We start from the raw sequence: 22,370 nt of genomic DNA, 5'->3' as shown, positions 1-22,370 counted from the left end.
CACCCCCGTCTTTTTTAGACTGAGTGGTTTACAGATATTACGTGAGGAGTGGGAGAACCTCTCCTGCACGGCCCGTGAACTGCACCGTTGCGAGCGGCGTGAGTGCGGTGGGCTGCGGCGTGATTTCGAGGACAGGTACCCCACGTGTTGCCGCGAGGCGGGGGAGTCCGGCCGCAGGCTGAACTACACCGGACGTGCCCACAATGATGAGCGCGTCGGTGGTGGACATCAGGTTTTCCGCGGCGTCCCACTCGCGGGGTGGGAGGGCCTCGCCGAACCACACGACGCCAGGCCGGATGAGGTTGCCGCACAACGGGCACTCGGGGATGTGCTGGGGTTTGGTGGCGCCTTTCCACGGTCGGCTACAGATGGTGCAGCGAAATTCGAAGAGACTGCCGTGGAGGTGGACGACGTCCGTGGAGCCGCCGCGCTCGTGGAGGTCGTCGATGTTTTGGGTGATGATTTTTGCGCCTAGCTCCGCGAGCGCCCGATGCCCGGGATTGGGGTGGGCGTTCTCGGACAGGGACTTCCGGTGGAGGTACCAGCGCCACATGGGCTCCGGGTCGCGGGCCCACGCGTCGATGGAGGCCATGGCGTGGGGATCGACGTTTTCCCACACGCCGGTCTGTGCGTCGCGGTAGGTATCGAGGCCGGAGTCAGCGGACATGCCGGCGCCGGTGAAAGCGACGAGATTCTGCGCGTTCGCAAGGATGTCGCGGGCGGCGGCAATCATGTCGGTCATGCCCCTATGCTAGTTCTTATGAATTCAGTAGCGGTGTATTGCGGATCGGCCACGGGGGATAATCCGGCGTTTGCGGAAGCGGCACGCCAGCTGGGGGCGGAGCTGGCGCGGAGGGGCATCCGGCTTGTCTATGGCGGCGGCAACGTGGGGCTCATGGGCATCGTCGCGGACGCCGCCCTGGCCGCTGGCGGCGAGGTCGCGGGTGTCATCCCGCACCAGCTCGCGAATCTGGAGATGGCGCACGCGGGGCTCACGGTGCTGGAGCGCGTGGATACGATGGCCGAGCGCAAGACCCGCATGGAGGAGCTGGCGGATGGCTTCCTGGCGCTGCCAGGGGGCATCGGCACGCTGGAGGAGCTCACGGAGGTACTCACCATGCAGCAGCTGGGGAATATTACCGGTCCAGTCGGCCTTATCAATGCGGAAGGCTACTGGGATCCTTTCGTTGCGTTGCTGGAGAATTTCGCGGACAACGGGTTCATGCAGCAGCGTTTCGTCGACGCGCTTATCGTGGAGCCGACTCCTGCGGCGGCGCTCGATGCTTTCGCTGGTTGGGTCCCGCTCGGGTCAAAATGGGATAACGCTTAAGACACAGTGCGGGTCTCAGGTGGCACTTACCCCTAGGTAGTGGATAGACTTCCGCCTTATGTGTTCTCACCGCCAGCCCTCTTTGTTGGATGCCTCGTGCGATAACTTCGTCCACGATCTCGCCGCGCTCTCGCCCACGACAGCGACGTCTCTGGGCATTCCCGGATTCGATGGCGAACTCGAGGATTTCTCGCCCGAGTACCACGCCGCCGTCGCGGATCGCACGCGCGAGATGATGGCGGACCTGGACGCCTTGGACGACTGCACGGACGAGTCTGATGATGATGACGACTTCGACGACGTCGATTATGTGACCGCCGCCGTCCTGCGCGACCGCCTGTGCCTGGAACTCGACCTCCACCACAACGGCGAGGACCTGCGCGAGCTCAATAACATTGCGTCTCCGGTGCAGACCATCCGCGACACCCTCGTGCTCATGCCGCACGAGACAGCGGAGCAGGTCGATGCAATCCGTTCCCGCATGTCGAAGATCCCGCGCGCGCTCGACGGCTACAAGCGCTCGCTGCTTGAGGCGGCTTCGCATGGCGCGGTGGCGGCCTCCCGCCAAATCAACGAGGTCATTGGCCAGTGCAATGCGCTTGCCGATGGCCCCCTCTTGGAAGGCTTGGGAGTCAACCCCGAGGCCCCAGAGGTCGAGGGTGCCAAGCGCTCCTTCGAGGAGTTCTCCGCCTGGCTGTCTTCCGAGCTGCAGCCGCAAGCCCCGGCTCATGACGCGGTGGGCCGCGAGCGCTACGAGCGTTTCTCCAAGCTCTTTGTGGGCGACGCCGTGGATCTGGACGAGGCCTATGAGTGGGGCCTGGATCGCGTCGCCGAAATCGGCGCGGAGCAGGAAAAGATCGCGCACCAGTTGTACGGCGCCGAATGCTCCCCACGCACCGCGATGCGCAAGCTCAACGGCGAGGAGCGCTACACGCTGCACGGCCGCGAGGAGCTCGTCGCGTGGATGCAGGCGACGGCGGACCGCGTCATCGCGGAGTTGAATGGCACGGAGTTCGATATTCCGGAGCAGGCACAGACGATTGAGTGCCTCATCGATCCGGCGGGTACCGGTGGGATCTTTTACACCGGTCCTTCGGAGGACTTCTCGCGCCCGGGCCGCATGTGGTGGTCCGTGCCCGCAGGCCAAGACACCTTCCACACGTGGCAGGAGCTCACCACCGTCCATCACGAGGGCGTGCCGGGCCATCACCTGCAGGTCTCCGCGGCGCTGCTGCAGGACGACCTCAATCTGTGGCGCCGCGCCGCCTGCTGGAACTCCGGCCACGGCGAGGGCTGGGCGCTCTACGCCGAGTCGCTCATGGCGGAGCTGGGCCACATGGACGATCCGGGCTACCGTATGGGCCTGCTTGACGCGCAGAAGCTGCGTGCCGCCCGCGTGGTCGTCGATATCGGACTCCACCTGGGCAAGCAGATGCCGGACGGCTCTGGCGTGTGGGATAAGGCGCACATGAAGACCTACCTGCGCGAGCACACCGCCATGGACGACGCGAACCTTGCGTTCGAGGTCAACCGCTACCTCGGCTGGCCGGGTCAGGCTCCGTCCTACGCGCTGGGCGAGCGTCTGTGGCACCAGACTCGCGCGGACGCGCTGGCGCAGGGCATGAGCCCCAAGGAATTCCATGCGCAGGCGCTAGCGCTGGGCTCGATTCCTATGCCGATTCTGCGCGAGACGATCCTTAATTAGATCTGCATCGTGAATCTAAGGGCCCAGCAGGCCAAGAATTGAGCCTTGAGGTTCACGATTCTTACGCGAAGGCGAGCGCGATGAGGGCGAGCAGGGGGAGGATCCCCTGCTTGACTGCAGCGCCGCGCTTGTCCGGGGAGGTTGCGAGCAGCCATACGGCGGCGGCGAGTATGCTGCCCAGCCCGGCGATGATGAGCGCCGGGCCGGTGGGCGAGCCCCAGAGGGCAAGGCCCACGGCCGTGATAATCGCGAGCATGAGGTTGTAGAAGCCCATGTTGAAGCCGAGCTCCTTGGTGTGCTCGGCTTCCTCTCGGGTGCCGCCGAAGACGCCCAGCGCCTTCGTGGTCCACGCGAAGGACTCCAGGTAGAAGATGAAGACATGGAGCAGGGTCGCGAGGATAGCGAGGACGAACATGATGATGGTCATGTCACCTAGCATGCGCCCAAATTAGATTGTGTACAATTTAACGCCGGAATTTGCCCAGGAGGCGCAGGATCTGTGGCAGGTAGCCGGCGATCACGAGCACGATGATGAGGCGCACGATCTGGACGGAAACTACCGCAGGACCTGCGCCGCCTTCAGCCGAGAGCGCGAGGACGGTTTCGAGCGCGCCGGGCGAGGTCGCGAGGTAGGCCTCGAAGTACGAGATATCGATCCACACGGTGAGTGGCCACGCCGTGAGTGCGCAGACTCCGATGACGACGACGATGAACAGGATGGTCGCGGGCAGCTGCTTGGCAAAGGACGTGAGCGCGGGCAGGGACAGGCCGCCGCCGCAGATCCAGCCGATGGACATAAACGCCATGATCTTGAAGATGTCGAGCGGCTCGAGCGTGTGGCCCTCCGGCAGGAACTGCGCGGCGATGACGGTGAGGATGAGGGGGCCGAGCACCGCCGCGGCGGGCAGGTGCGCGAGCTTGCCTAGCTTCTCGCCGCCCACGGCGATGGCGATGGTGAGCAGGATGATCCACCACGTCGTCTCGCCGGCGACGGAGAGGCCGACGCCCTGGCCGGCGGGCGAGTCGAGGAACGCGACCACGAGCGGCAGTGACATGGACACGGCGAGCAGGCGCAGGTACTGCGTGAGTGCGACGTAGCGGTAGTCGGCGCCGAGCTCGCTGGCCAGCGCCGGCATGAGCGAGGCGCCGCCGGGGAGCATGGACAAGATGCCGGTTTCCCACGAGATATCTTTCGGTTGTGCGCGGTGGATGAGCATGCCGCCCACCATGCCCACGAGCACGCTCACCAGCGACATCGTCACGGCGGCGGGCAGGTAGCCCACGACTTGCCCGAAGGGCACGAGCGTGAGCGGGATGGCGGCCATCATGCCGATGAAGCCACGGGCGAGCGCGTAGAACTGCTTGTTGACAGGCAGCTCCTCGCCGGTGGTGAGCGCCATCGCGCCGGAGACCACAATCGCTGCAAGAATCCACGCCGCGGGCACATGGAGGTACGTAAATAACGCACCCAAGGCAAATGACCCAGGAACGATAATGGCCCAACGTGCGTGAACAGACATGGCGTCGAGTTTAATGGGTGCCATGGAGATTGCAGCAGGAGGTTGGGCGGTCCTCGTCGGTGGCGCGGCGGTCGCCGGATGGATCGATGCCGTCATCGGCGGCGGCGGGCTGGTCCTCATTCCGCTCATTCTGGCGGTGGCGCCGCAGCTGGCGCCCGCTGCGGCGCTCGCGACGAACAAGCTGGCGGCGGTGTCGGGGACGGCATCGGCAGCCTTCACGCTCGTGCGCAAGGTCCGCCCGCCGGCCCGTGAATTGATTCCCATGGGGATCATCGCCGCGCTGTCCTCCGGCCTGGGCGCGCTCCTCGTCTCCATGCTCGACAAGTCCGTCATGCGGCCGGTCATTATCGTGTTGATGGTCGTCGTAGGCCTCTTCGTTGCGTTCAGGCCGAGCTTCGGTTCCGGCGAATCCGACGGGATCCACGCCGGATGGCGCGTGGCCGCAGGGCTTGCCGCAGTTGCCGCGATCGCCTTCTACGACGGCATTTTCGGTCCAGGCACCGGCATGTTCCTCATCATGGCGTTCACCGCAATTTTCTCGCAAAACTTCCTGCGCTCCGCTGCGATGGCCAAGGTCGTCAACACGTGCACCAACCTAGGCGCACTCGTCGCATTCATCGCCGGCGGCCACGTGCTCTGGGGGCTGGGCATCGTCCTCGCGCTCGCCAATATCGCCGGCGCACAGCTCGGCGCCCGCACCGTCCTAGGTGGCGGCACGAAGCTCATCCGCTACGCGCTTCTCACGCTTGTTATCGTCATGAGCCTCTATTTGTCCTGGCAGCAGTGGAGCTAACTGCCCCGCTCGTGGGCTACGCCTTTTCCTTGGGGTTTAAAAATAAAAGCCCTTAGTTCTTGTTGAGTGGATTTTCGGTATGTTCCCGCCTGCTGAAATTCTGCAGTACAGCGCCCGCGTCTCTGAGCGCGGGCGTCTTTCTTATTTCATGCGGTTCTTCGTCCGGGCTGTCGCCGGTGCCGTCCACGGATCCTCCGGCCACGGGTGCTTGGGGTAGCGCCCGCGCATCTCGGAGCGCACGCCCTGGTACGGCCCCGCCCAAAAACTTGCCAGGTCGTCCGTCACCGCGAGGGGCCGGCCCGCGGGGGAGAGCAGGTGGAACTGGACACGATGGCCGCAGTATTCGGGCGACTCCGCCAGCCCAAAGCATTCCTGCAGCTTGATGTGGACAATCGGGCGCTCGCCCGTCCAGTCAATGCGCGCGTCGCGGCCGCTGGGCACCGCGAGCCGCTCCGGCGCGAGCTCGTCCAGGTGCGTCGCTTCCGGCCACGGCAGCAGGCGTTGCAGCGCAGGGTACATGTCGACCTGGGCAATCGGCGTGCCGTCGGCAATCTTTCGCAATTCCGGCGCGAGCCACACCGCGAGATTCTGTGCCTCGAGGTCGGGCCAGGGCTCGCCGTAGAAATCGTGCAGGTGGCGCAGACGGTCGCGCAGGAGCTGGGCCTTCTCGGAGAAGTGGAAATCATCCAAGTTGATACCGGCAGCGAGCGCGTCGGCCGCCGCCTGTCCCGTGACCTTGACCGGAGTGGAGGAGAGCTCAATGGCTCCGGCACGCTTGACCTTCCGGCCGCGGACTTTCCCTCCGTTGAGCTGTGCGACGACCTCCTCTGTGATGCCGATCGCGTCCAGGGCTTCGGCCTCCTCGATACGTGCGGCCGCGCGGACGATGGCGTTGCCAGCGTGCGACAGGGAGACCTCCGCGATGGCGAGCCACGCGGAGCCGAGGAGCGAAGAGTCGCGGACTTTCGCGCGTGTGCCGCTGGCCAGGAGATATTCGTCGTCCTTCATGCGCTTGGCGACCTGCTCGGGGAAGGCCGCGGCGACGACGGCGCCCGGCGTGGTCGGTCCCTTGTCCTCGACGAGCCGCTCAAGGCGCTGCGTTTCCCGCTTGGGTGCGCTCAGCTTTCCGATGTCCCCTCGTGCGTCGTTGCTTACGATCGCCACCGTCGGCGCCGCGCGGCGTCCCAGCTTGAGCAGGGCCGCGCCCAGCCGCGGGTCTGTGGGCAGGACGGCGAGCTTCTCGCCGAGCGGGGTCACGGCCCCTGCGGACCTGGCGCCGAGTGCTTCGAGGGTGCGGTGGGCATCGGCAAGCGCGGCTCGAGGCGGCTGATCGAGGAGCGGGAAGTCGGGGCCCGCGCCCCACGCGTCCATGAAGAGCGCGGCCTGTGTGAGATCGGCGCTCAAGATTTCCGGCGTGATGTGAGGGCTGAAGTGTTGGTAGTCCTCTGCGGAATAGCAGCGAACGACGTGGCCAGGAGCCTCGCGGCCCGCACGGCCGGCGCGCTGATCGGCGCTCGACTTCGACGTGGAGACCGTCACCAATCCGGACATGCCGCGCTGCGCGTCGCGCCGGGGCACGCGCGAGAGGCCTGCGTCGACGACGGTGCGCACGCCCGGCACCGTGAGCGAGGACTCCGCGATGGAGGTCGCGACGACGATGCGTTCCTCGTCGGTGTAGAGCGCCGCGTCCTGTTCTGCCGTGGTCTGCTGGCCGTGGAGGGGATACACGTTGGTCTCGTGATGCGCCAGCAGCACGTCTGCCACTTGGTTTACTTCTCGCAGACCGGGGACGAAGACGAGCGTGGAGCCGGGATTCTTCGCGTGCGCCTGCTGCGCGACGCGGGCGACCTCCTGGTAAAACTCGCGCGTGCCTGCAGCTCGGCCATGGAGCGGTTGGTAGCTGGTCTCAACCGGGTAGGTGACCGCCTCGGTGGCGTGAATCGGCGCGTTGCCAAGCAGGCCGGCGAAGCGCTCCGCGTCCACCGTCGCGGACATGGCGACGACGCGAAAATCCTCGCGGAGGGTCGCGAGCTCGACGCACATGGCGAGGACAAGATCCGTGTCGAGCTGACGCTCGTGGACCTCATCAAGCGCGACGGCGGACACGCCTTCAAGCTCCGGATCCTTGAGCAGCCGGCGCAGGAGCACTCCGGGCGTCACGAACTCGACGCGGGAGCCTTTCTTGCTTTCCCCACGGATGGCGTAGCCGACCTGCTCGGGTGTGCCGGAGAGCGCCGCGAGGCGATTCGCCGCGGCGCGGACCGCCACGCGCCGGGGCGCAGTGACGATGACCTTGCCGTCTACTTGATTGGACAGCGCCGGCGGGACGAGCGTGGTCTTACCCGTGCCGGGCGGTGCTTGGACCACGACGTGGCCGGTGCTGGGCAGGCTGCCGATGGTCTTGGCAACAGGCAGACCCGCGCCGATGGATTGAAGATCAAACATTAGAAAGGAGATTCGCCCGCCCCAAAGCCCTCGACGGGGCCGTCAAGATCGACGCGCTCGAGGTTCTCACCTTCGAGCTTGCGCACCACGCGGCCAGGCGCGCCGAGAACCAACGAATTATCCGGGATGTCCCGCGTGACGAGCGCGCCCGCGCCCACCACGCAATTCTCGCCAATCGTCACGCCCGGCATGACGGTGACGTTCGCGCCGAACCATGTATTGCGGCCGACCGTGATCGGCTTCGCGATTTCCCAGCCGCCCTCGCGCATCTCATGGTCGTTCATCGGGTGGCCCACCGTGATGAGCGAGCAGTTCGGGCCAATCATGACGCGCTCGCCGAGCGTCACCTTCGCCTGCGCCAGGATGGTCGCGCCGAAGTTGATGAACACGCCCTCGCCACACACGAGGTTGCGGCCATATTCCAGGTTGAGCGGCGCATGCATGCCGGGGACCTCGGATTCCTCCGGGAGGATCTCGCGCAGGATGTCCTTTGCGCGCTCGTGGTCCGTATTGCCTAGCTCATTGAACTGCTTGACGAGCTTGAAAGTGCGCGCGTGTTCCGCGCTCGCTTCCGGGTCCGTGCCCGGCAGATGCCACTGGCCGCTGGTCTGGCGTTCCCACGTTCCGAATTGCTGCAAGTCCATGCGGACATTCTACGGGTGCGGTCGTGAGCGCTACTACGCCAAGCGATGCGTGCTGCTTTCCTCTAGGATTCTTTGACAAGCCATGGTTTCTGGGGACATGACTCGGGTTTGGCAGCCTACGGGGCATTTCACTTGATCAGTCGGGACTGGCCTGAATGGTGTCCTCGCCATAAAGCCGACCACGGGGCCGTTGATGCCTATAGGGCGCTTGAGGCGTTGTGATGGTCTGGCTGCGAAAAGGGAATCGTCTTTCTGGATGAATGAATTGCAAGAGCTCCTGCGGTTCGTTATGAACTGCAGGAGCTCCGCGGGGCAAGACTCCCGACCCAGCAACGCGGCTGGAAGGACCCTTGCAATACTGTTAATTCTACGCGATAAATCCCCAAAATCAATCGTGGTGGTGCGTAACGGGATACGTTAAATCCCAAAAAAGTGATTGGATGGATCCATGCTTTTTGATTCGCTCCCGCGCCCTGCGGTGAAGGTCGCGCCGGGCGTGGCGCACCTGCCGGGGTGGCTGGATATCGACCAGCAGCGCGCGCTCGTGGAGGAGTTTCGCGAGACGGCGCGGGCTTACGCAGGCACGCCGATGGGCATGTACAAGCCGCAGCTCAAGTCCGGGCAGATGAGCGTGTTTCAGCTGCATGTGGGGCGTTTCTGGCACTACGCGAGCTACCGCTATGTCAACAATATTGAGGGCACGCAGGTGCCGCCCATGCCCGAGTCGCTGGCGGGGCTGGCTCCTGCGGCGTTGCGGGCGGCGGCATCGGTAAGCGCGGAGCTCGAACCCTGGGTCGAGGGCTACGTCCCGCAGATGGCGCTTATCAATTACTACCCGCCGGGCTCGGCGATGGGCATGCACGTCGACGACTTCGAGGAGTCCGAAGCACCCGTGATTTCACTGTCCATCGGCGACGAGGCGCTGTTTCGGATGGGAAACACGGACAACCGTAACAAGCCGTGGGATGACATCATGGCGTGCTCGGGCGACCTCATCGTCTTTGGTGGGCCGAAACGCTTTGCGTACCACGGCATCGTGCGCGTGGACGACGGGACGCTGCCGGAAGGCTGTGGCCTGCGCGAAGGGCGGATCAACATCACCATTCGGCAGGTGGATGCGGCGCCGCGGACTCCCGAATAATTCATCGGTCTGGCTACGGATAACCGCGTACCATGTGGGAAAAGATCTCATGTACACGCAGCGAAAGGACCCTGAACCATGGCAATCCCGGTAGATAAGAAGGTAGCGGTCGTCACGGGGGCGTCCTCCGGTATCGGTGAAGCTTCGGCTCGCGCGCTGGCCAGCGATGGCTGGCACGTGGTCGTCGCGGCGCGTCGCATGGATCGCCTAGAGAAGCTCGCCGAGGACATCGGTGGCACGGCGGTGCAGCTCGACGTGACGGATCAGAAGTCCGTGGACGCGCTGGCCGAGGTGCTCCCGCGTGTCGATCTGCTGGTCAATAACGCCGGCGGTGCGAAGGGGCTTGAGCCGCTCGCGGAGACGAAGATTGAGGACTGGCAGTGGATGTTCGACACGAATGTCCTGGGCACCGTGCGCGTGACGCAGGCGCTGCTGTCCAAGCTCGAGGCGGCCCCGGAGAACTCCGGTCTCATTATCAACATGGGCTCCGTTGCGGGCTGGAATGTCTACGAGGGCGGCTCCGCGTACAACAACGCGAAGCACGGCGTGCGCGTCATTTCGCGCGCGCTGCGCATCGAGAACCACAACGTCCGCGTCACAGAGCTGGATCCGGGCCGCGTGGCCACGGAGGAGTTCTCGCTCAACCGCTTCCGCGGTGACGCGGGCAAAGCCGCCGCGGTCTACGACGGCGAGGTCAACCTCACCGCTGAGGACATCGCGGAGGCTGTGCGCTGGGTGGCCTCGCTGCCCGCGCACTTCAACATCGACGTCATGACGCTCAAGCCGCGCACGCAGAGCTAGTGCCGCTGTCTACGCTGGCCGCCCGCTTGGGAGTGTGGGTGGCCGTCCTCGTCGTGCCCGGGCCCGACATCGTGCAGGTCATGCGCGTCGCCCCGCGGTCCATGATGCGGTGGATCGCGCGGTGGAGCGCCCACATCGACGTCGTGGCGGGTGTGATCTTTGTCGTGCTCGGAGCCGTCATGGTGGGGGAGGGATTCGGTAGTCTGAGGGCATGATTTTTACGACCACGAATAACGTTGAAGGCCACGAAATCACTTCATACATTCGGGTGATTGCGGGCGAGACCGTCACCGGCATCAATTTCCTCAAGGACCTGGGCGCGTCCCTGCGCTCCTTTACCGGCGGACGCTCCGCGGGTTACGAGGACGAGGCTGTCAAGGCCCGTGAGTCCGCGCTCAACGAGCTGTGGAACCGCGGCGCGGAGCTCGGTGCCGATGCCGTCGTGGGCATCGCTTTCGACTACTCGCCCATGGGCGCCAACAACGACATGCTTATGGTCACGGCCACCGGCACGGCCGTGAAGCTGCGCCCGCTGAACTAAGCATGCGCCGCCCACAGCGGGTTGAGGCACGCTGGTTGCCGAAAACCCTGTCGTGGCAGGCGTGAGAAGAAGATTTTTGGCAGCCGCGGGGGTGTGCGGCGCGGGCCGCTAGACTGGCACGCATGCTAGAAGTCTCAATCAAAGGCGAGTCCATCAAACTCGGCCAGTTCATTAAGCTGGCCAGCCTCGTGGCCACGGGCGGCGAGGCCAAAGAACTCATCGCCGAAGGTGCGGTGACCGTCAACGGCGAGCCGCAGACCGCACGTGGCCATGCGGTGCACGTGGGCGACGAGGTGTGCATCGGCGACGCGTGCGCGCGCGTCATCGCGCAGGACGACGAGGACGATGACTACTTCGACGAGGCCACGGCCGATGACGATTTTGATCCCGAAAAGTGGAGGAACATGTAATGCCCGCATTCGAAGCTGAAGTGGGCATGCCCTACTGGATTGACCTCACCACGGCGGATACGCGCAAGTCGGCGCGTTTCTACGAAGAAGTCTTGGGGTGGGAGGTTTCCCTCGCAGGCTCGGGAAACCTCGACGCACGCGGATATCGAATGGCCCGCATTCAGGGCCTGCCCATCGCCGGCATGATTCCGCAGCCCGAGGAAGGCAGCATGCCGGATACGTGGGTGACGTACTTCTTGTCGCGGAATATCGATGAGGATTTGGCGAAGGTGGAAAAGCTGGGCGGGCGCGTGCTCGTTCCGGCGCAGCCGGTAGAGCTGGGTCATATGGCGCTCGCCGTCGACACAGCTGGCGGCATGTTTGGGCTCATCCAGCCGGGCGGTGCGGACCAGTTCGTCGCGGGCGGCGAGCCGGGTACCCCGGTGTGGCATGAGCTCACGGCCACGGCGAACTTCCAGCAGGCGTTGGACTTCTACGGCGAGCTCTTCGACTGGGAGATTCGCACGCAGACCGGCCCGGAGATGGACGGCATCGTCTACGCCACCGCCGAGGAAGACGGCGCGCCATTCGCGGGCTTCTGGAACGCGCAGGGCCAGTTCCCGCCGCAGGTCCCGAGCTTCTGGCAGACGTATCTGGGCGTGCGCGATGTGGAGGCCGCCGCGAAGAAGGCCGTGGAGCTTGGCGGCGAGATTATCCGCGAGCCGTGGGATTCGCCGTTTGGCCGCATGGTGCTGCTCGCGGACTCGACGGGTGCGACCGTAACGCTCACCGAGGTTGAGGATGCGCCGGAGGAAGACCCGCGCGAGTCGGACGATCTGCTTGACCTCTAAAAAGACCTCTAAAAGGACCTCTCAGAAGGGGGCCTGGGTGGAAGGCGTGCCGCCGCGCTCGGAGAAGGCGAAAGCCAACGTCGAGCGCGTGCAGGCGCTTGTGCAAAGCATTCCCCCGGGCAACGTTACAACCTACGGGGAGATCGGCAAGGCCACGGGCGTCGGTGCGCGTTACGTCGGCTGGGTCATGCGCGTGCACGGCGCGGATCTTCCCTGGTGGCGCGTGCTGCGTGCGGACGGTTCTCCGCACGACCCGGAGCGGGTCTGGCCGCGCTGGGAGGACGAGGGCATCGGAAGGCTAGCGTCCGGAAAGGCGGACATGCGGGCGCATGGGCTGGACGCGCGGGACCTGCGCGCGCTGGTTGGCAGGAAAGAGGACTAAGGTTTCCGGCATGCTCAAACGCGCTCTTCCTGTTCTCGTTGCCTCCCTCGTGCTGGGCTCCGCCCCGGCCGTCGCCGCCACCATCCTCGATCCCGCCGCCGTTGCCGCGCGCACGCAGGTCACGCTGCGCTACAACAATGGTGTGGTGGTCTCTACCGCGAACTCGCACGAGTCGCGCCCGGCGCTCTCGCTGGTCAAGCTCTATCTGGGCTACTGGGTGCTGCACCACGGAGCGCCTGAGGATAAGGCCCGCGTGGAGAACATGATTCGCTATAGCGAGGACGCCACCGCGTCTGACCTGGACCGCAAGTATCCGCAGGCGATTCCGGAGGTCATCGGCCAGTTCGGCCTGAACGAGACCCATTACCGGGGGCACTGGGGCAACACCACGACCTCTACGGAGGATCTCGCGCGATTTACCTCGATTATGGTCGGCGACCCGGTGGCGCAGCCCATCGTCACCGGCATGCGCACCGCCGCGCCCGTCGCTGCGGATGGCTACAAACAGGACTACGGCACGTCCCGAATTCCGGGGATTATCGGCACGAAGTTCGGCTGGTCCGACGCACGTGACGTCAATGCGACCGTCTCGCTGGGCAACGGCTTTGTCATCGCGGCGAATACCTATGGCTCGGCCGCGGACCTCACCTTCGACGTCCTGCGCGCCGTGCGTGTGACGCCGGACGGTGCTCCGGCTCCCGCACCGCTTCCCGATGCCCCCGCCACCCGCCAGCCCTCGCAGCTCGAGGCCTCCATCCTGCCGGGCATCCCCGTGCAGTTCCGTGCCCAGGCGCGCCAGTTCATCCGCAACGCGGAGGACCAGGTCGCCGCGACCCAGGCGCAGGCCTGTGCGGCGCTGGCCCAGGCTGGGTCCTCAGGCTCTTCGCAGGTCTGCTAGCTCACGGAGTCGATGGCGCGCTTGCCGGTAAGCAGGTCTGCGCCGGTGCGTTCGCGGTAGGCCTTGATGGCCTTGATGGGTTCGCCCTGCGCGACGAGCGTACGCTCGGCGTCGCTCACGCCGTAGGCGTTGACGTCTTCTGCGGTGAGGCCGAGACGCTGCGTGAGATCCTCGATGACGGCGGCTTGGCGCTGCACTTCGGCGCGCAAGCGCTTTACTTCGGCTGCGTTATTGAACCAGGCGAGCATGATGTTCTCCTTGACTTAGACGGCACGGCTAAACGCGGTGGCGCGCGCGACGAGTTCGGGCTCGGGGCGAATGCCAGTGTAGAGCACAAACTGCTCGAGGGCCTGCAGGCTCATGACCTCGGCGCCGGTGATGATGATTTTCTCGAGTTCCTGCGCGCGGGCGCGCAGCGGCGTGATGGTGGGGCGGGGTACGACGTCGAAGACGACCTCGGCCGCCTGGACTGCGGCGTCGGGCACGGGCAGGTCGGCCGCTTCCGGACCGCCCTCCATGCCGATGGGCGTGCAGTTGATGATGAGCTGTGGTGTGAGCGAACCAAGCTGGGGCGCGTACCCGAAGCCGTACTTGTCCGCGAGCGCAGGGCCCGTGGTGGTGTTACGGGCGACGACGGTGACGTGGGTGAAGCCCTCGTCGCGCAGGGCAGCGACGGTGGCCTTGGCCATACCGCCGGAGCCGAGGACGACGGTCTCGAGCGCTGGGTCGAGCTGGTTGGAACGCAGCAAGGAGACGATGGCGAGGTAGTCCGTGTTGTAGGCCTTCAGATGGCCGTCCGTGTTGACGATGGTGTTGACGGACTCGATGACCTCGGCGGACGGATCCATCTCGTCGACGAGGGCGATGACGTCTTCCTTCCACGGCATGGAAATCGCGGCACCCCGGATCTGCAGGCCACGCACGCCGGCGATTGCCTGCTGGATGTCGTCCGTCGTGAACGCTTTGTAAACGTAGTTGAGCTCGAGCGCGTCGTACAAGTAATTGTGGAAGCGCGTGCCCGTGTTGCCAGGGCGGCCGGACAGCGACAGGCACAGCTGCGTGTCCTTCGTGATGCCGCCGGCGACGAGACGCGGCGAGTCTGTGTTGAGTGATGCTACGGCCGGGATTTCAGTCATGACGCCCAGTGTAACCAGACTTCCCACGGCGCCTCGCGGAGCTTAGTGGTGCTCGACCTGCTTGATTTCTTCGGACATGTCGCGGCCCAGATCGGCGGCGCTGAATTCGTCCGTGAGCGGCAGGCGCAGCTGCAGATCCGTGCACAGGCACAGCTCGACGGTGCCTTCCTCGAGGACGAAGTCCACGAGGTGGCCGCCCCAGGTGCGCTCGTCGTTGATGACGTGGGCGTGGCAGCCGGCCACGGAGATGGCGGCCTCGTAGAGCGGCGTGCGGAACCCGGCGATGGTGCCCGTGAAATTGTCGAGCCGCACGACCTCCTCGCCGTCCGTGGCCTCGACCATGGGGCGGTAGGGCTGCTCCTGGCGTTCCACGGTGCGCGCGCTGGCCCAGCTAAAACGGCCGGTAACGCGCAGGGCGTACATGTAGTTGGAGCTGGGAATGAATCCGTCTACGACCTTGGAGAATTCCTCACGCGTGAGCGGGCCGGTGAGTTCCTCGCGGATAGAGGGCACGAAGTTGGTGACCACGGCATAGGGCGTGCGCTCGTCGAGCGGGGGTTCGGTGACGGAGCCATCGGAGCGCAGGCGGTAGCAGCGCCCATCGAGGATGACCATCTCGCCGTCGAGGCCGTTGAAGGTGCCAATGCCAAAGGAGCCGTGACCGAGGAGCTCGGACAACATCATCTCGTCCTCGTAGACGCCCTGGGCGAGAGAGGTGATGAGGCTGGTTTGGAAGATGGCGTGGCGCGTGTGGTGCATGCGTTCCAGCTTAGACGCGGGTCCGCAACTCCTTCACGGCCACGTAGCCCGGATCCGCCGCTGCGAGACGCCGCGCGCGGTGCACGAGCAGGAAAACTGTGGGATAAGTAAGAAGTGCGGAACACACCATGGGGGCGTAGACCCACCACGCGTCCGTGTCGAGCGTGATGTTCCACAGGAAGTGGCCCGCGAAGGCGAAGGCGAGGAAACCCGCGGCAACGCCCACGCGGCGCAGGCGCGACCACTCGGCGGCGTAGAGCGCCCAGCCCACACCCCAGCCGGCGATGGCCGTGAAGACGACGTGGAGGCAGGGCCCAGCGATAACGCGCAGGCCCCACATGGCCCAGAAGCCGCCCCAGTCCGAGACCGGATCCATGAGCGCTCCCATAAACGAGTACAGGAGATTCTCGGTGGTCTCGAAGCCCAGGCCCACGACGGCGCCGGCAAGGAACCCATGCCACGGGCGGCGCAGCTCACGGAAGGACAGGAGCAGAAGGAACACGCCCAGGGCCTTCGCCGGTTCTTCCGGGTAGGCGCCGCCGAAGGAGGCGATGAGGGGATCCCAGCGCCAGTGGTCGATGATGTCGAACCACCCCAGCCCTGCAGCGGAGACGACGCCGAAGGACGTTCCCGAGCCCCAGAGCAGCGCGGCGACGACCCACGCGCGCCCGCCCGGCCACGCCGGCCGGGTGAGGTGGAGCAGCCACAGGACTATCGCGGTGTAGAGGGCGGCGAGGGCCGAGCCCGCCAGCGCGAGCCCCGGCAGCACAAAGAAAATAGGAAACACGAAGAGGACCAAGACCACAATGCCCAGGCCCAGACCAGCCCAGAGGACCCCGCGGGCGGCGCGACTCATACGTTCACCGCCTGCGGAAGCGCCGGCTCAAAGCCGTCGTGGGAGTCGATGTGCGCGAGCTCGTCCGTGATCGTCGCCGGCAACGCCTCGCCGGTCGCCGCCTGCCACGTGGGAGCCAGGACAGAGGCCGCGTCCGCGCCCTCAAAGGTGACGACGAAGGCCGTGTTCTCTTCTGGGGCCTCGTTTGGGGCGGGGAGGATGAGGGCTGCGGCGCCGGTGGGGGCATCGGCAAGCACGAGGGTCGAGCCGGAGACTGCGACGGGGCCAGCAGGGTCCGTGCCGAACGCGATATTGCGCAGGGCGCGCCGGGCGGCGAGCTCTGCGTCCGCGACGCCGGGAGTCTCCGTGACCGTGACGGTCGTATCCCCGCAATACCAGCCCTCAGAAGGCAGCAATCCGGCCGTGGGCGTGCACTCCATGGGCACGGCGACGTCTCCAATGACCAGTGGCTCCGCCGGGCGGAGTTGGTCTGGAAGCGTGAGCCAATAGACCGTGGGCGCAAAGAGCAGGACCGCGGCGCTCAGCAGCACCGCAGTGAGCCCTGCCCCCATGCGCGGGGGCTGGAGACGATAGGAGAAAGCGGGAGCGGACATGGCGTCCACCTTAGCTATTAAGCTTGGGCGGCATGAATGACCTTTACCAGTTTCTGAATGGGCCCTGGCTGGCCACGCACGAGATCCCCGCGGACCGCGCGGTGGACGGTACGTTCCATAAGCTGCGCGATGACGCGGAGGAGATGGAGCACGAGATTGTGAAGAACGATACCGGCCGCGCCGGGAAGTTCTACGCCGCGTTTATGGATGTCGACGCGCTCAACGCCGCGGGCGTGGCTCCGCTCGACGCGGACCTCGACCGCCTCGCCGTGGCGGATACACAGGAGCTCGCGCGCGTGTTGGGTGAGCTGGACCGACTCGGGATTGGTAGCCCAGTGGCTGCCTACATTGAGAAGGACCCGGGCGGCACTGATGCGATTGCGACGCTTATCCAGTCGGGCCTCGGCCTGCCGGATGAGGCCTACTACCGCGAGGAGGCCCACGCGGAGACCCTCAAGGCCTACCGCGCGCACGTGGAGCGCATGCTTGGCTTCCTCGATTCCGGCCGCATCTTTGGTTTGCCTGCCGATGCCGCCGCCACCCGCATCGTCGCACTTGAGACCTCCATCGCGGCTGGTCATTGGGACGTCGTCGCCTCCCGCGACGCTGTGAAGACCTATAACCCGACCGAGTTCACTGATCTGCCCGAGCACGTGCAAGAGATCCTGCGCGGCGCCCGGTTCCCTGAGTCCCGCGTCGTTGTCGCACAGCCGTCCTTCCTCACGCACCTGGATTCGCTGTTTACCGCAGACCGCATTGCGGACTGGCAGCTGTGGGCAACATGGCACATCCTGCGCGGCCGCGCGGCCCTGCTCACCGAGGAGATTTCTAAGGCCAACTTCGCTTTCTACGGCACGACGCTCACCGGTGCCACCGAGCAGCGCGATCGCTGGAAGCGTGCCCTTGGTCAGGCCGGCTACGTGGGCCAGGAGATCGGCAAGGCTTACGTGGACAAGCACTTCCCGGCCTCGTACAAGGAAGAGATGCTTGAGCTGGTCTCTTACCTGCTCGACGCCTACCGTTCCCGTATTTCCGAGCTGCCGTGGATGACCGCCGAGACCCGCGAGCGCGCCCTGGAGAAGCTGGGCAAGTTCAACGCGAAGATCGGTTACCCGGATAAGTGGCGCTCGTACGAGGGCCTGGAGCCCACGGACGACGCCGTCGAAAACGACCGCCGCGGCTCCGCCTTCTCGCACGACTATGAGCTGGCCAAGATGGGCAAGCCGGCCGACCGCACGGAGTGGTTCGCCACCCCGCAGACCGTCAACGCCTTCTACAACCCGGTGGCCAACGACATCACGTTCCCCGCTGGCATCCTGCGCCCGCCGTTCTTCACCGCGTCCGCTGAGGGCGGTGACGTCGCGGAGAACTTTGGCGCCATCGGTGCCGTCATCGGCCACGAGATCGGCCACGGCTTCGACGACCAGGGCTCCCAGTACGACGGCGACGGCAACCTCACCTCCTGGTGGACTGACGAGGACCGTGCCGCGTTTGAGAAGCTCACCGCCAAGCTCGTGGATCAGTATCAGGGCCAGGTGCCCACCGTGCTCAAGGAAGCCGGTATCGAGTCTTCCGGCGTGAACGGCGCCTTCACCCTGGGCGAGAACATTGGCGACCTCGGCGGCCTGGGTATTGCCGTCGTGGCGTACAAGAAGTACTGCGCCGATCACGATCTAGACCCGCTCGGTCAGGTCCGGCCCTTCACCGCTGAAGGCGCCGAGCCCGCTCTCGCCGAGCAGGAGTGGAACGGCCTCCAGCGCCTCTTCTTCGCCTGGGCCCGTGTGTGGCGCACTGCCATCCGCCCGGAGATGGCCGCCCAGTACCTCGCCATTGACCCGCACTCGCCGGCCGAGTTCCGCTGCAACCTCATTGTCGCCAATGTCGCGGAGTACTACGAGGCCTTCGACGTGCCTTCCGATGCCCCCACCTACGTCGCGCCCGAGGACCGCGTCACCATCTGGTAGCTCGCTTCGGCGTCCGATAGCCACAACGCCCGAATAAGGTCGAGAATTTTCAATTTTTCGCTTCTTATTCGGGCGTTGTGGCTATTTCTTCTTGTTGCTTGATGTCGTGCTGCTTGATTTCGAGCTGCGCGCCGATGCTAGCGCGTAGACGAACGCGACCGTCGTCACGCCGATGCGCACCCAGTCATTGGGAAACGCGAGGGTGAGGTGTCAGGATTCTTTTTGACACCCCACCCACAACGCCGTGCGGATCTCGGGCAGCGGGCGGGGCGTGGAGGTAGGCCGCCAGGTACTTCTCTCTAGGAGATTTCAAATCCTCGGGGTGAATGCAATGCTCCTTCCAGTCGCATTGCATTCACCACCTGAACCGGCCCCCATTGAAACGAGGAATTTTCGGCAGGAACAGGAACTGCTCAGCTGGCTTCCAGGAAACCAGGCTCGAACTCTCACGACCCTGCCCAGAAATCCGCGCGGTGCGTGCAGGTGGGTGTCCTTAAATAAGTCTCATACCCGAACATCACGTATGAGAGGACTCCCATGCAGCGCTTGACCTTGCGCACAAAGATCATCGCCGGCATCGTCGCCGGTGCCACCGCCATTTCCCTGGCCGCGTGCAGCGCGAACGACACGACCAGCACCGCATCCGCCACGTCCGTGCAGACCACGCAGCTCGCCGATCTCCTTGACGACACCACCGACGTCGGCGCGGACAACCCCGACCTTTTTGATCTGTCGCAGTCCCACGAGGTTTCCCTCGATATTGACCAGGACGCCATCGACACCATGCTTGAGGACTACCAAAGCGGCGACGAAAAGACCTGGGTGAAGGCCAACATCACGATTGACGGCACGACCATCGAGAATGTCGGTGTGCGTCTCAAGGGCAACTCCTCCCTGCGCACTCTCGGCGGCAACTCCGGTATGCCGGGCGGCGGACAAGCGCCTGGTGAGAATGCCGACGGTCAGGCTCCCGCAGGAATGCAGATGCCCACGGACGGCGAGAAGCCCACCCCGCCCGACAGTGGTCAGGGTGGCCCTGGCGGGGCCCCGCAAGGCGGCGGCATGTCCGGCTCCAGCATCGACGAAAGCGACGTGACCACCTGGCCGTTGCTCATCAGCTTCGACAAGTATGAGGACGGCCGCGTCTACCAAGGCATGTCCCAGTTCTCGCTGCGCTCGGGCATTCCGTCGCTCAACGAGGCGACGGCGCTCTCGGCCACCGCCGAAACCGGTCAGGCCTCGCAGCGCTACACGTACCTCACGTATTCGGTCAATGGCGGCGAGACGCTTACTCGCATCGCACTGGAGAACCCGGACGAATACTACGCGGCCCGCCTTGGTGACGGCATCCTCTACAAGGCGGACTCCGAAAGCTCCTTTACCTACCAGGGCGATGACCCGGAAACCTACGAGGATCAGTTCAAGATCGAGTCCAAGGATGACGACGTGGAGAAGGAACAGCCCATCGTGGATCTGCTCAAGTGGATGGACTCCGCCGACGACACCGAATTCGACGCGCACCTCGAGGATTACGTCGACGTCGACTCCTTCGCGAAGTACCTCGCCACCCAGAACCTGCTCGTCAACAGCGATGACATGGCCGGCTCCGGCAAGAATTACTACCTCTGGTACGACAACGAGACGAAGAAGGTCTCCGTCGTGTCGTGGGACCTCGACATGTCGATGCAGAATAATGCGGAGCAGTCCCCGGACGAGTCCGCATCCATGGGTGGCGGCCGCCGCCAGCAGGCCCAGCCTTCCGATGCCGCCACCTCCACCACCGCAGACGCCGCAGCCACCCAGACCGCAGACATTCAGGAGCAGCAGGGCGGCATGATGAGCGGCAACGAGCTCAAGACGCGCTTCCTGGCGTCCGAGAAGTTCAAGGCCGTCTATGACCAGGCGTACTGGGACCTCTACGAGCAGATCTATGGCTCGGGATTCGCTGAAAAGACGCTGGAGAACCTGCGCTCGCAGGTTCCGGCGACGGACGGGACGCCACAGTCAGACATCGACTCGGCCGCAGACAAGCTGCAGGAATTCATCACGCAGCGCAAGGACTATCTGGCCACTCAGAAGGCCTAGGCCTTGCGTCGCGAGGCGCGCGGAACGACGGCACCAGCGAGGTAGTCGGCGCCGGTTTCGTGATCAATGACGCGTAATTGGCCGGGGGCCTTTGGCTCGTCGATGAGGGTGGAATAGCAAAAGAACTCGCCCTCGCCGCCGGTGCCATAGGCGGTAAAACGCTGGGGGATGTCGTTGTCCTCGCGGTCGACGAAGCCCGCGGATACGTCCGATTCTTCGACGATCCTCTTGAACTCAGCCTTTGCCACGCGGTCATCGGCGCCGAAGGCGACGGAGCGCTCGCCGAGCACGGAGTGATCCATGCGTGCGATTTCCTTCTTGGTGGCGTTATCCGCGGCGCGATAGGAGAGGAAGAGCTGGCCCAGCTCGCCGGAGAAGGTGCGGCCGATGATGACCTCGATGCCCACCTCGCCGTCCGGATCCACCGCGCGATACGAACCGAGACGCTCGGTGATGGTGGAAAACTCGGCGCACAGCTCGTCCTTGGTGGGCGAGAGGGCGGCTTCGGGGTGCACGGTCGCTTCAGTCATGCCGGCCAGCTTAGCGCGCCGGGGAGGTAGTCTGGGCCCATGACTGACAAGCAACCGCAGGAAGTACCGCACGCCGAACTGGCCGAAGGTCAGTCTTGGGAGATTGGCGGCCAGGACCGCCAGCTCAGCGAGAATGAACAGCTCGAGCAGCTGGGATCGTACATCGATGCGCACTATGAGCTGCCGGACTTCCGTCCGCCGTGGGCCGGTGGCGGCTCGCCGGAGGCGGATAATTACTGCGCGAAGCTGCCGGATCGCATTGTCCAGGCCTCCATGATGGTGTTGGGGACGGCGGTGGACCACTCCATGCCGGGCACGGCGTTTACGGACGGCGTGACCGTGAGCGATAACGAGCACGGCCGCGTCTTTACCCCGAGCGATCCGAACGGCACGTACGCCGTGTCGCTGCATTCGGGCGGCTGGTGGCGCGGCGACGGTCAGGCGCTCGAGATGCAGTGGCGCCCCGAGGTCGCGGCGGCCGCGCAGCTGTCCGGAACGACCATCGTGGACATTGATTACCCGCTGGCGCCGGAACACACCGTGGATGACATGGTGAAGGTCGTGCAGGCGGCCATCGATGCGCTGCCCGGACACGTGACCGTGTGGGGTTATTCCTCCGGCGGCGCGCTCGCGGCGCTGGTCAAGGCCGACGCGTACCTGCTCACGTTCCCCGACTTCGCAGCACTCGGCAACCTGCCGGATGAGCTGCGTGCGGGTTATGAGCTTCCCGATGCCCTCCCCAACACGCTCATCCAGACCGCGACGGAAGATGAAATCGCCGGGCGCGTGGAGCTGCCGGGCGCGCAGACCGCAGACTACGTGGCGCGGCACCGTATTTCTACGCCGGCCGTGGCGCGTCAGCGCATTAAGGACACGGCGGAGTTCCTCAAGAAAGTCGCAGAGTAACGCAGGCAAGCGCGACACGGCGCGTGAAGCCACGCTGATCTCCGCGCTTGTCGATCCGATTATGGGCGCTTGCTGCCTACGATGGAAAGATTCATCGGCGC

25 protein-coding genes are annotated in these 22,370 nt (G+C 65.1%); 14 read left to right on the top strand and 11 right to left on the bottom strand.

Going from position 1 to position 22,370, the window contains the following annotated elements; genetic code table 11:
* Nucleotides 1-37: 37 nt before the first annotated feature.
* Nucleotides 38-742 carry an NAD-dependent deacylase gene (locus HMPREF3227_RS11790; RefSeq protein WP_066513284.1) on the bottom strand — a complete coding sequence of 235 codons (705 nt, stop codon included), beginning with the start codon at nucleotides 740-742 and terminating at the stop codon, nucleotides 38-40.
* Between the two features lie 18 nt (nucleotides 743-760).
* On the opposite strand from HMPREF3227_RS11790, the gene HMPREF3227_RS11785 reads away from it, so the two are divergent.
* Both HMPREF3227_RS11785 and HMPREF3227_RS11780 read left to right on the top strand, forming a co-directional pair.
* Nucleotides 761-1,330 carry an LOG family protein gene (locus HMPREF3227_RS11785; RefSeq protein ID WP_066513282.1) on the top strand — a complete coding sequence of 190 codons (570 nt, stop codon included), beginning with the start codon at nucleotides 761-763 and terminating at the stop codon, nucleotides 1,328-1,330.
* A 58-nt stretch (nucleotides 1,331-1,388) separates the two neighbouring features.
* Nucleotides 1,389-3,035, top strand: coding sequence for a DUF885 domain-containing protein (locus HMPREF3227_RS11780; protein ID WP_066513279.1), 1,647 nt, complete (start codon nucleotides 1,389-1,391; stop codon nucleotides 3,033-3,035).
* A 61-nt stretch (nucleotides 3,036-3,096) separates the two neighbouring features.
* Here the strand turns inward: HMPREF3227_RS11780 and HMPREF3227_RS11775 are convergent, their stop codons facing one another.
* Both HMPREF3227_RS11775 and HMPREF3227_RS11770 read right to left on the bottom strand, forming a co-directional pair.
* Complete coding sequence (locus HMPREF3227_RS11775) at nucleotides 3,097-3,462, bottom strand: DUF1304 domain-containing protein (protein WP_066485766.1); 366 nt, start codon at nucleotides 3,460-3,462, stop codon at nucleotides 3,097-3,099.
* 37 nt (nucleotides 3,463-3,499) lie between these two features.
* Nucleotides 3,500-4,555 (bottom strand): AbrB family transcriptional regulator, encoded by a 1,056-nt coding sequence (locus HMPREF3227_RS11770; protein ID WP_230384180.1) that lies wholly within the window; start codon nucleotides 4,553-4,555, stop codon nucleotides 3,500-3,502.
* A gap of 22 nt (nucleotides 4,556-4,577) precedes the next feature.
* On the opposite strand from HMPREF3227_RS11770, the gene HMPREF3227_RS11765 reads away from it, so the two are divergent.
* A complete protein-coding gene (locus HMPREF3227_RS11765) occupies nucleotides 4,578-5,348 on the top strand; it encodes a TSUP family transporter (protein ID WP_066513274.1) in 771 nt (256 codons plus the stop codon).
* A gap of 141 nt (nucleotides 5,349-5,489) precedes the next feature.
* Here HMPREF3227_RS11765 and HMPREF3227_RS11760 read toward each other — a convergent pair whose 3' ends face one another.
* A complete protein-coding gene (locus HMPREF3227_RS11760; RefSeq protein WP_066513272.1) occupies nucleotides 5,490-7,793 on the bottom strand; it encodes an ATP-dependent RNA helicase in 2,304 nt (767 codons plus the stop codon).
* On the bottom strand, nucleotides 7,793-8,437 hold the full coding sequence (locus tag HMPREF3227_RS11755) for a sugar O-acetyltransferase (RefSeq protein WP_066513270.1): 645 nt from the start codon (nucleotides 8,435-8,437) through the stop codon (nucleotides 7,793-7,795). Before HMPREF3227_RS11755 ends, HMPREF3227_RS11760 begins: the two co-directional genes overlap by 1 nt.
* A gap of 448 nt (nucleotides 8,438-8,885) precedes the next feature.
* Here HMPREF3227_RS11755 and HMPREF3227_RS11750 point away from each other — a divergent pair, with 448 nt between their 5' ends.
* From HMPREF3227_RS11750 to HMPREF3227_RS11715, 8 genes are all read left to right on the top strand, one after another.
* On the top strand, nucleotides 8,886-9,578 hold the full coding sequence (locus tag HMPREF3227_RS11750) for an alpha-ketoglutarate-dependent dioxygenase AlkB family protein (RefSeq protein ID WP_066485782.1): 693 nt from the start codon (nucleotides 8,886-8,888) through the stop codon (nucleotides 9,576-9,578).
* Between the two features lie 78 nt (nucleotides 9,579-9,656).
* Entirely contained in the window at nucleotides 9,657-10,379 is a 723-nt protein-coding gene (locus HMPREF3227_RS11745) for an SDR family oxidoreductase (protein ID WP_066513268.1), read from the top strand.
* Complete coding sequence (locus tag HMPREF3227_RS11740) at nucleotides 10,379-10,594, top strand: hypothetical protein (protein ID WP_066485799.1); 216 nt, start codon at nucleotides 10,379-10,381, stop codon at nucleotides 10,592-10,594. Before HMPREF3227_RS11745 ends, HMPREF3227_RS11740 begins: the two co-directional genes overlap by 1 nt.
* On the top strand, nucleotides 10,591-10,920 hold the full coding sequence (locus HMPREF3227_RS11735; RefSeq protein WP_066485805.1) for a YbjQ family protein: 330 nt from the start codon (nucleotides 10,591-10,593) through the stop codon (nucleotides 10,918-10,920). Before HMPREF3227_RS11740 ends, HMPREF3227_RS11735 begins: the two co-directional genes overlap by 4 nt.
* A 122-nt stretch (nucleotides 10,921-11,042) precedes the next feature.
* Nucleotides 11,043-11,330 carry an RNA-binding S4 domain-containing protein gene (locus HMPREF3227_RS11730; protein ID WP_066485813.1) on the top strand — a complete coding sequence of 96 codons (288 nt, stop codon included), beginning with the start codon at nucleotides 11,043-11,045 and terminating at the stop codon, nucleotides 11,328-11,330.
* Complete coding sequence (locus HMPREF3227_RS11725) at nucleotides 11,330-12,160, top strand: VOC family protein (RefSeq protein ID WP_066485816.1); 831 nt, start codon at nucleotides 11,330-11,332, stop codon at nucleotides 12,158-12,160. The genes HMPREF3227_RS11730 and HMPREF3227_RS11725 overlap by 1 nt, the downstream gene beginning before the upstream one ends.
* Nucleotides 12,150-12,542 (top strand): MGMT family protein, encoded by a 393-nt coding sequence (locus HMPREF3227_RS11720; RefSeq protein WP_329601968.1) that lies wholly within the window; start codon nucleotides 12,150-12,152, stop codon nucleotides 12,540-12,542. The genes HMPREF3227_RS11725 and HMPREF3227_RS11720 overlap by 11 nt, the downstream gene beginning before the upstream one ends.
* A 10-nt stretch (nucleotides 12,543-12,552) precedes the next feature.
* A complete protein-coding gene (locus tag HMPREF3227_RS11715) occupies nucleotides 12,553-13,440 on the top strand; it encodes a hypothetical protein (RefSeq protein ID WP_066513265.1) in 888 nt (295 codons plus the stop codon).
* On the opposite strand, the gene HMPREF3227_RS11710 is transcribed toward HMPREF3227_RS11715, so the two are convergent.
* The 5 genes from HMPREF3227_RS11710 to HMPREF3227_RS11690 are packed head-to-tail and all read right to left on the bottom strand — an operon-like array spanning nucleotide 13,437 to nucleotide 16,784.
* On the bottom strand, nucleotides 13,437-13,688 hold the full coding sequence (locus HMPREF3227_RS11710; RefSeq protein WP_066485831.1) for a hypothetical protein: 252 nt from the start codon (nucleotides 13,686-13,688) through the stop codon (nucleotides 13,437-13,439). The two genes, HMPREF3227_RS11715 and HMPREF3227_RS11710, sit on opposite strands and share 4 nt — an antisense overlap.
* Before the next feature lie 15 nt (nucleotides 13,689-13,703).
* Nucleotides 13,704-14,576: a shikimate 5-dehydrogenase gene (locus tag HMPREF3227_RS11705; protein ID WP_082750356.1), complete on the bottom strand. Its 873-nt coding sequence runs from the start codon at nucleotides 14,574-14,576 to the stop codon at nucleotides 13,704-13,706.
* Nucleotides 14,577-14,618: 42 nt separating this feature from the next.
* Nucleotides 14,619-15,335, bottom strand: a complete 717-nt coding sequence (budA, locus tag HMPREF3227_RS11700) for an acetolactate decarboxylase (protein WP_066485834.1) — start codon at nucleotides 15,333-15,335, stop codon at nucleotides 14,619-14,621.
* A 10-nt stretch (nucleotides 15,336-15,345) separates the two neighbouring features.
* Nucleotides 15,346-16,191 carry a PrsW family intramembrane metalloprotease gene (locus tag HMPREF3227_RS11695; protein ID WP_066513263.1) on the bottom strand — a complete coding sequence of 282 codons (846 nt, stop codon included), beginning with the start codon at nucleotides 16,189-16,191 and terminating at the stop codon, nucleotides 15,346-15,348.
* Nucleotides 16,188-16,784, bottom strand: coding sequence for a hypothetical protein (locus tag HMPREF3227_RS11690; protein ID WP_066485838.1), 597 nt, complete (start codon nucleotides 16,782-16,784; stop codon nucleotides 16,188-16,190). The genes HMPREF3227_RS11695 and HMPREF3227_RS11690 overlap by 4 nt, the downstream gene beginning before the upstream one ends.
* Nucleotides 16,785-16,816: 32 nt before the next feature.
* Here HMPREF3227_RS11690 and HMPREF3227_RS11685 point away from each other — a divergent pair, with 32 nt between their 5' ends.
* On the top strand, nucleotides 16,817-18,748 hold the full coding sequence (locus tag HMPREF3227_RS11685; protein WP_066513259.1) for a M13 family metallopeptidase: 1,932 nt from the start codon (nucleotides 16,817-16,819) through the stop codon (nucleotides 18,746-18,748).
* A 537-nt stretch (nucleotides 18,749-19,285) separates the two neighbouring features.
* The gene (locus HMPREF3227_RS11680) at nucleotides 19,286-20,833 is read left to right on the top strand and encodes a CotH kinase family protein (RefSeq protein ID WP_066513256.1); all 1,548 of its coding nucleotides are present in this window, start codon (nucleotides 19,286-19,288) and stop codon (nucleotides 20,831-20,833) included.
* Here the strand turns inward: HMPREF3227_RS11680 and HMPREF3227_RS11675 are convergent.
* Nucleotides 20,830-21,363: a CG0192 family protein gene (locus HMPREF3227_RS11675; RefSeq protein WP_066513254.1), complete on the bottom strand. Its 534-nt coding sequence runs from the start codon at nucleotides 21,361-21,363 to the stop codon at nucleotides 20,830-20,832. The two genes, HMPREF3227_RS11680 and HMPREF3227_RS11675, sit on opposite strands and share 4 nt — an antisense overlap.
* A 39-nt stretch (nucleotides 21,364-21,402) precedes the next feature.
* On the opposite strand from HMPREF3227_RS11675, the gene HMPREF3227_RS11670 reads away from it, so the two are divergent.
* Nucleotides 21,403-22,269, top strand: a complete 867-nt coding sequence (locus tag HMPREF3227_RS11670; protein ID WP_066485855.1) for an alpha/beta hydrolase — start codon at nucleotides 21,403-21,405, stop codon at nucleotides 22,267-22,269.
* The last annotated feature ends 101 nt before the right edge of the window (nucleotides 22,270-22,370 follow it).

The organism is Corynebacterium sp. CMW7794 (genome assembly GCF_001563605.1).
In the GTDB taxonomy this organism is placed as follows: Bacteria; Actinomycetota; Actinomycetes; order Mycobacteriales; family Mycobacteriaceae; genus Corynebacterium; species Corynebacterium phoceense.
This window is presented reverse-complemented; position numbering and strand designations above follow the sequence as displayed.

What these genes read in the sequence shown, in the direction of transcription:
- HMPREF3227_RS11685 (WP_066513259.1), top strand. Translation starts at nt 16,817, where the DNA reads ATGAATGACCTTTACCAGTTTCTGAATGGGCCCTGGCTGGCCACGCAC.
- HMPREF3227_RS11755 (WP_066513270.1), bottom strand. Translation starts at nt 8,437, where the DNA reads ATGGACTTGCAGCAATTCGGAACGTGGGAACGCCAGACCAGCGGCCAG.
- budA (WP_066485834.1), bottom strand. Translation starts at nt 15,335, where the DNA reads ATGCACCACACGCGCCACGCCATCTTCCAAACCAGCCTCATCACCTCT.
- HMPREF3227_RS11730 (WP_066485813.1), top strand. Translation starts at nt 11,043, where the DNA reads ATGCTAGAAGTCTCAATCAAAGGCGAGTCCATCAAACTCGGCCAGTTC.
- HMPREF3227_RS11675 (WP_066513254.1), bottom strand. Translation starts at nt 21,363, where the DNA reads ATGACTGAAGCGACCGTGCACCCCGAAGCCGCCCTCTCGCCCACCAAG.
- HMPREF3227_RS11735 (WP_066485805.1), top strand. Translation starts at nt 10,591, where the DNA reads ATGATTTTTACGACCACGAATAACGTTGAAGGCCACGAAATCACTTCA.
- HMPREF3227_RS11775 (WP_066485766.1), bottom strand. Translation starts at nt 3,462, where the DNA reads ATGACCATCATCATGTTCGTCCTCGCTATCCTCGCGACCCTGCTCCAT.
- HMPREF3227_RS11710 (WP_066485831.1), bottom strand. Translation starts at nt 13,688, where the DNA reads ATGCTCGCCTGGTTCAATAACGCAGCCGAAGTAAAGCGCTTGCGCGCC.
- HMPREF3227_RS11715 (WP_066513265.1), top strand. Translation starts at nt 12,553, where the DNA reads ATGCTCAAACGCGCTCTTCCTGTTCTCGTTGCCTCCCTCGTGCTGGGC.
- HMPREF3227_RS11760 (WP_066513272.1), bottom strand. Translation starts at nt 7,793, where the DNA reads ATGTTTGATCTTCAATCCATCGGCGCGGGTCTGCCTGTTGCCAAGACC.
- HMPREF3227_RS11670 (WP_066485855.1), top strand. Translation starts at nt 21,403, where the DNA reads ATGACTGACAAGCAACCGCAGGAAGTACCGCACGCCGAACTGGCCGAA.
- HMPREF3227_RS11770 (WP_230384180.1), bottom strand. Translation starts at nt 4,555, where the DNA reads ATGTCTGTTCACGCACGTTGGGCCATTATCGTTCCTGGGTCATTTGCC.
- HMPREF3227_RS11780 (WP_066513279.1), top strand. Translation starts at nt 1,389, where the DNA reads ATGTGTTCTCACCGCCAGCCCTCTTTGTTGGATGCCTCGTGCGATAAC.
- HMPREF3227_RS11695 (WP_066513263.1), bottom strand. Translation starts at nt 16,191, where the DNA reads ATGAGTCGCGCCGCCCGCGGGGTCCTCTGGGCTGGTCTGGGCCTGGGC.
- HMPREF3227_RS11705 (WP_082750356.1), bottom strand. Translation starts at nt 14,576, where the DNA reads ATGACTGAAATCCCGGCCGTAGCATCACTCAACACAGACTCGCCGCGT.
- HMPREF3227_RS11785 (WP_066513282.1), top strand. Translation starts at nt 761, where the DNA reads ATGAATTCAGTAGCGGTGTATTGCGGATCGGCCACGGGGGATAATCCG.
- HMPREF3227_RS11750 (WP_066485782.1), top strand. Translation starts at nt 8,886, where the DNA reads ATGCTTTTTGATTCGCTCCCGCGCCCTGCGGTGAAGGTCGCGCCGGGC.
- HMPREF3227_RS11765 (WP_066513274.1), top strand. Translation starts at nt 4,578, where the DNA reads ATGGAGATTGCAGCAGGAGGTTGGGCGGTCCTCGTCGGTGGCGCGGCG.
- HMPREF3227_RS11745 (WP_066513268.1), top strand. Translation starts at nt 9,657, where the DNA reads ATGGCAATCCCGGTAGATAAGAAGGTAGCGGTCGTCACGGGGGCGTCC.
- HMPREF3227_RS11725 (WP_066485816.1), top strand. Translation starts at nt 11,330, where the DNA reads ATGCCCGCATTCGAAGCTGAAGTGGGCATGCCCTACTGGATTGACCTC.
- HMPREF3227_RS11790 (WP_066513284.1), bottom strand. Translation starts at nt 742, where the DNA reads ATGACCGACATGATTGCCGCCGCCCGCGACATCCTTGCGAACGCGCAG.
- HMPREF3227_RS11690 (WP_066485838.1), bottom strand. Translation starts at nt 16,784, where the DNA reads ATGTCCGCTCCCGCTTTCTCCTATCGTCTCCAGCCCCCGCGCATGGGG.
- HMPREF3227_RS11680 (WP_066513256.1), top strand. Translation starts at nt 19,286, where the DNA reads ATGCAGCGCTTGACCTTGCGCACAAAGATCATCGCCGGCATCGTCGCC.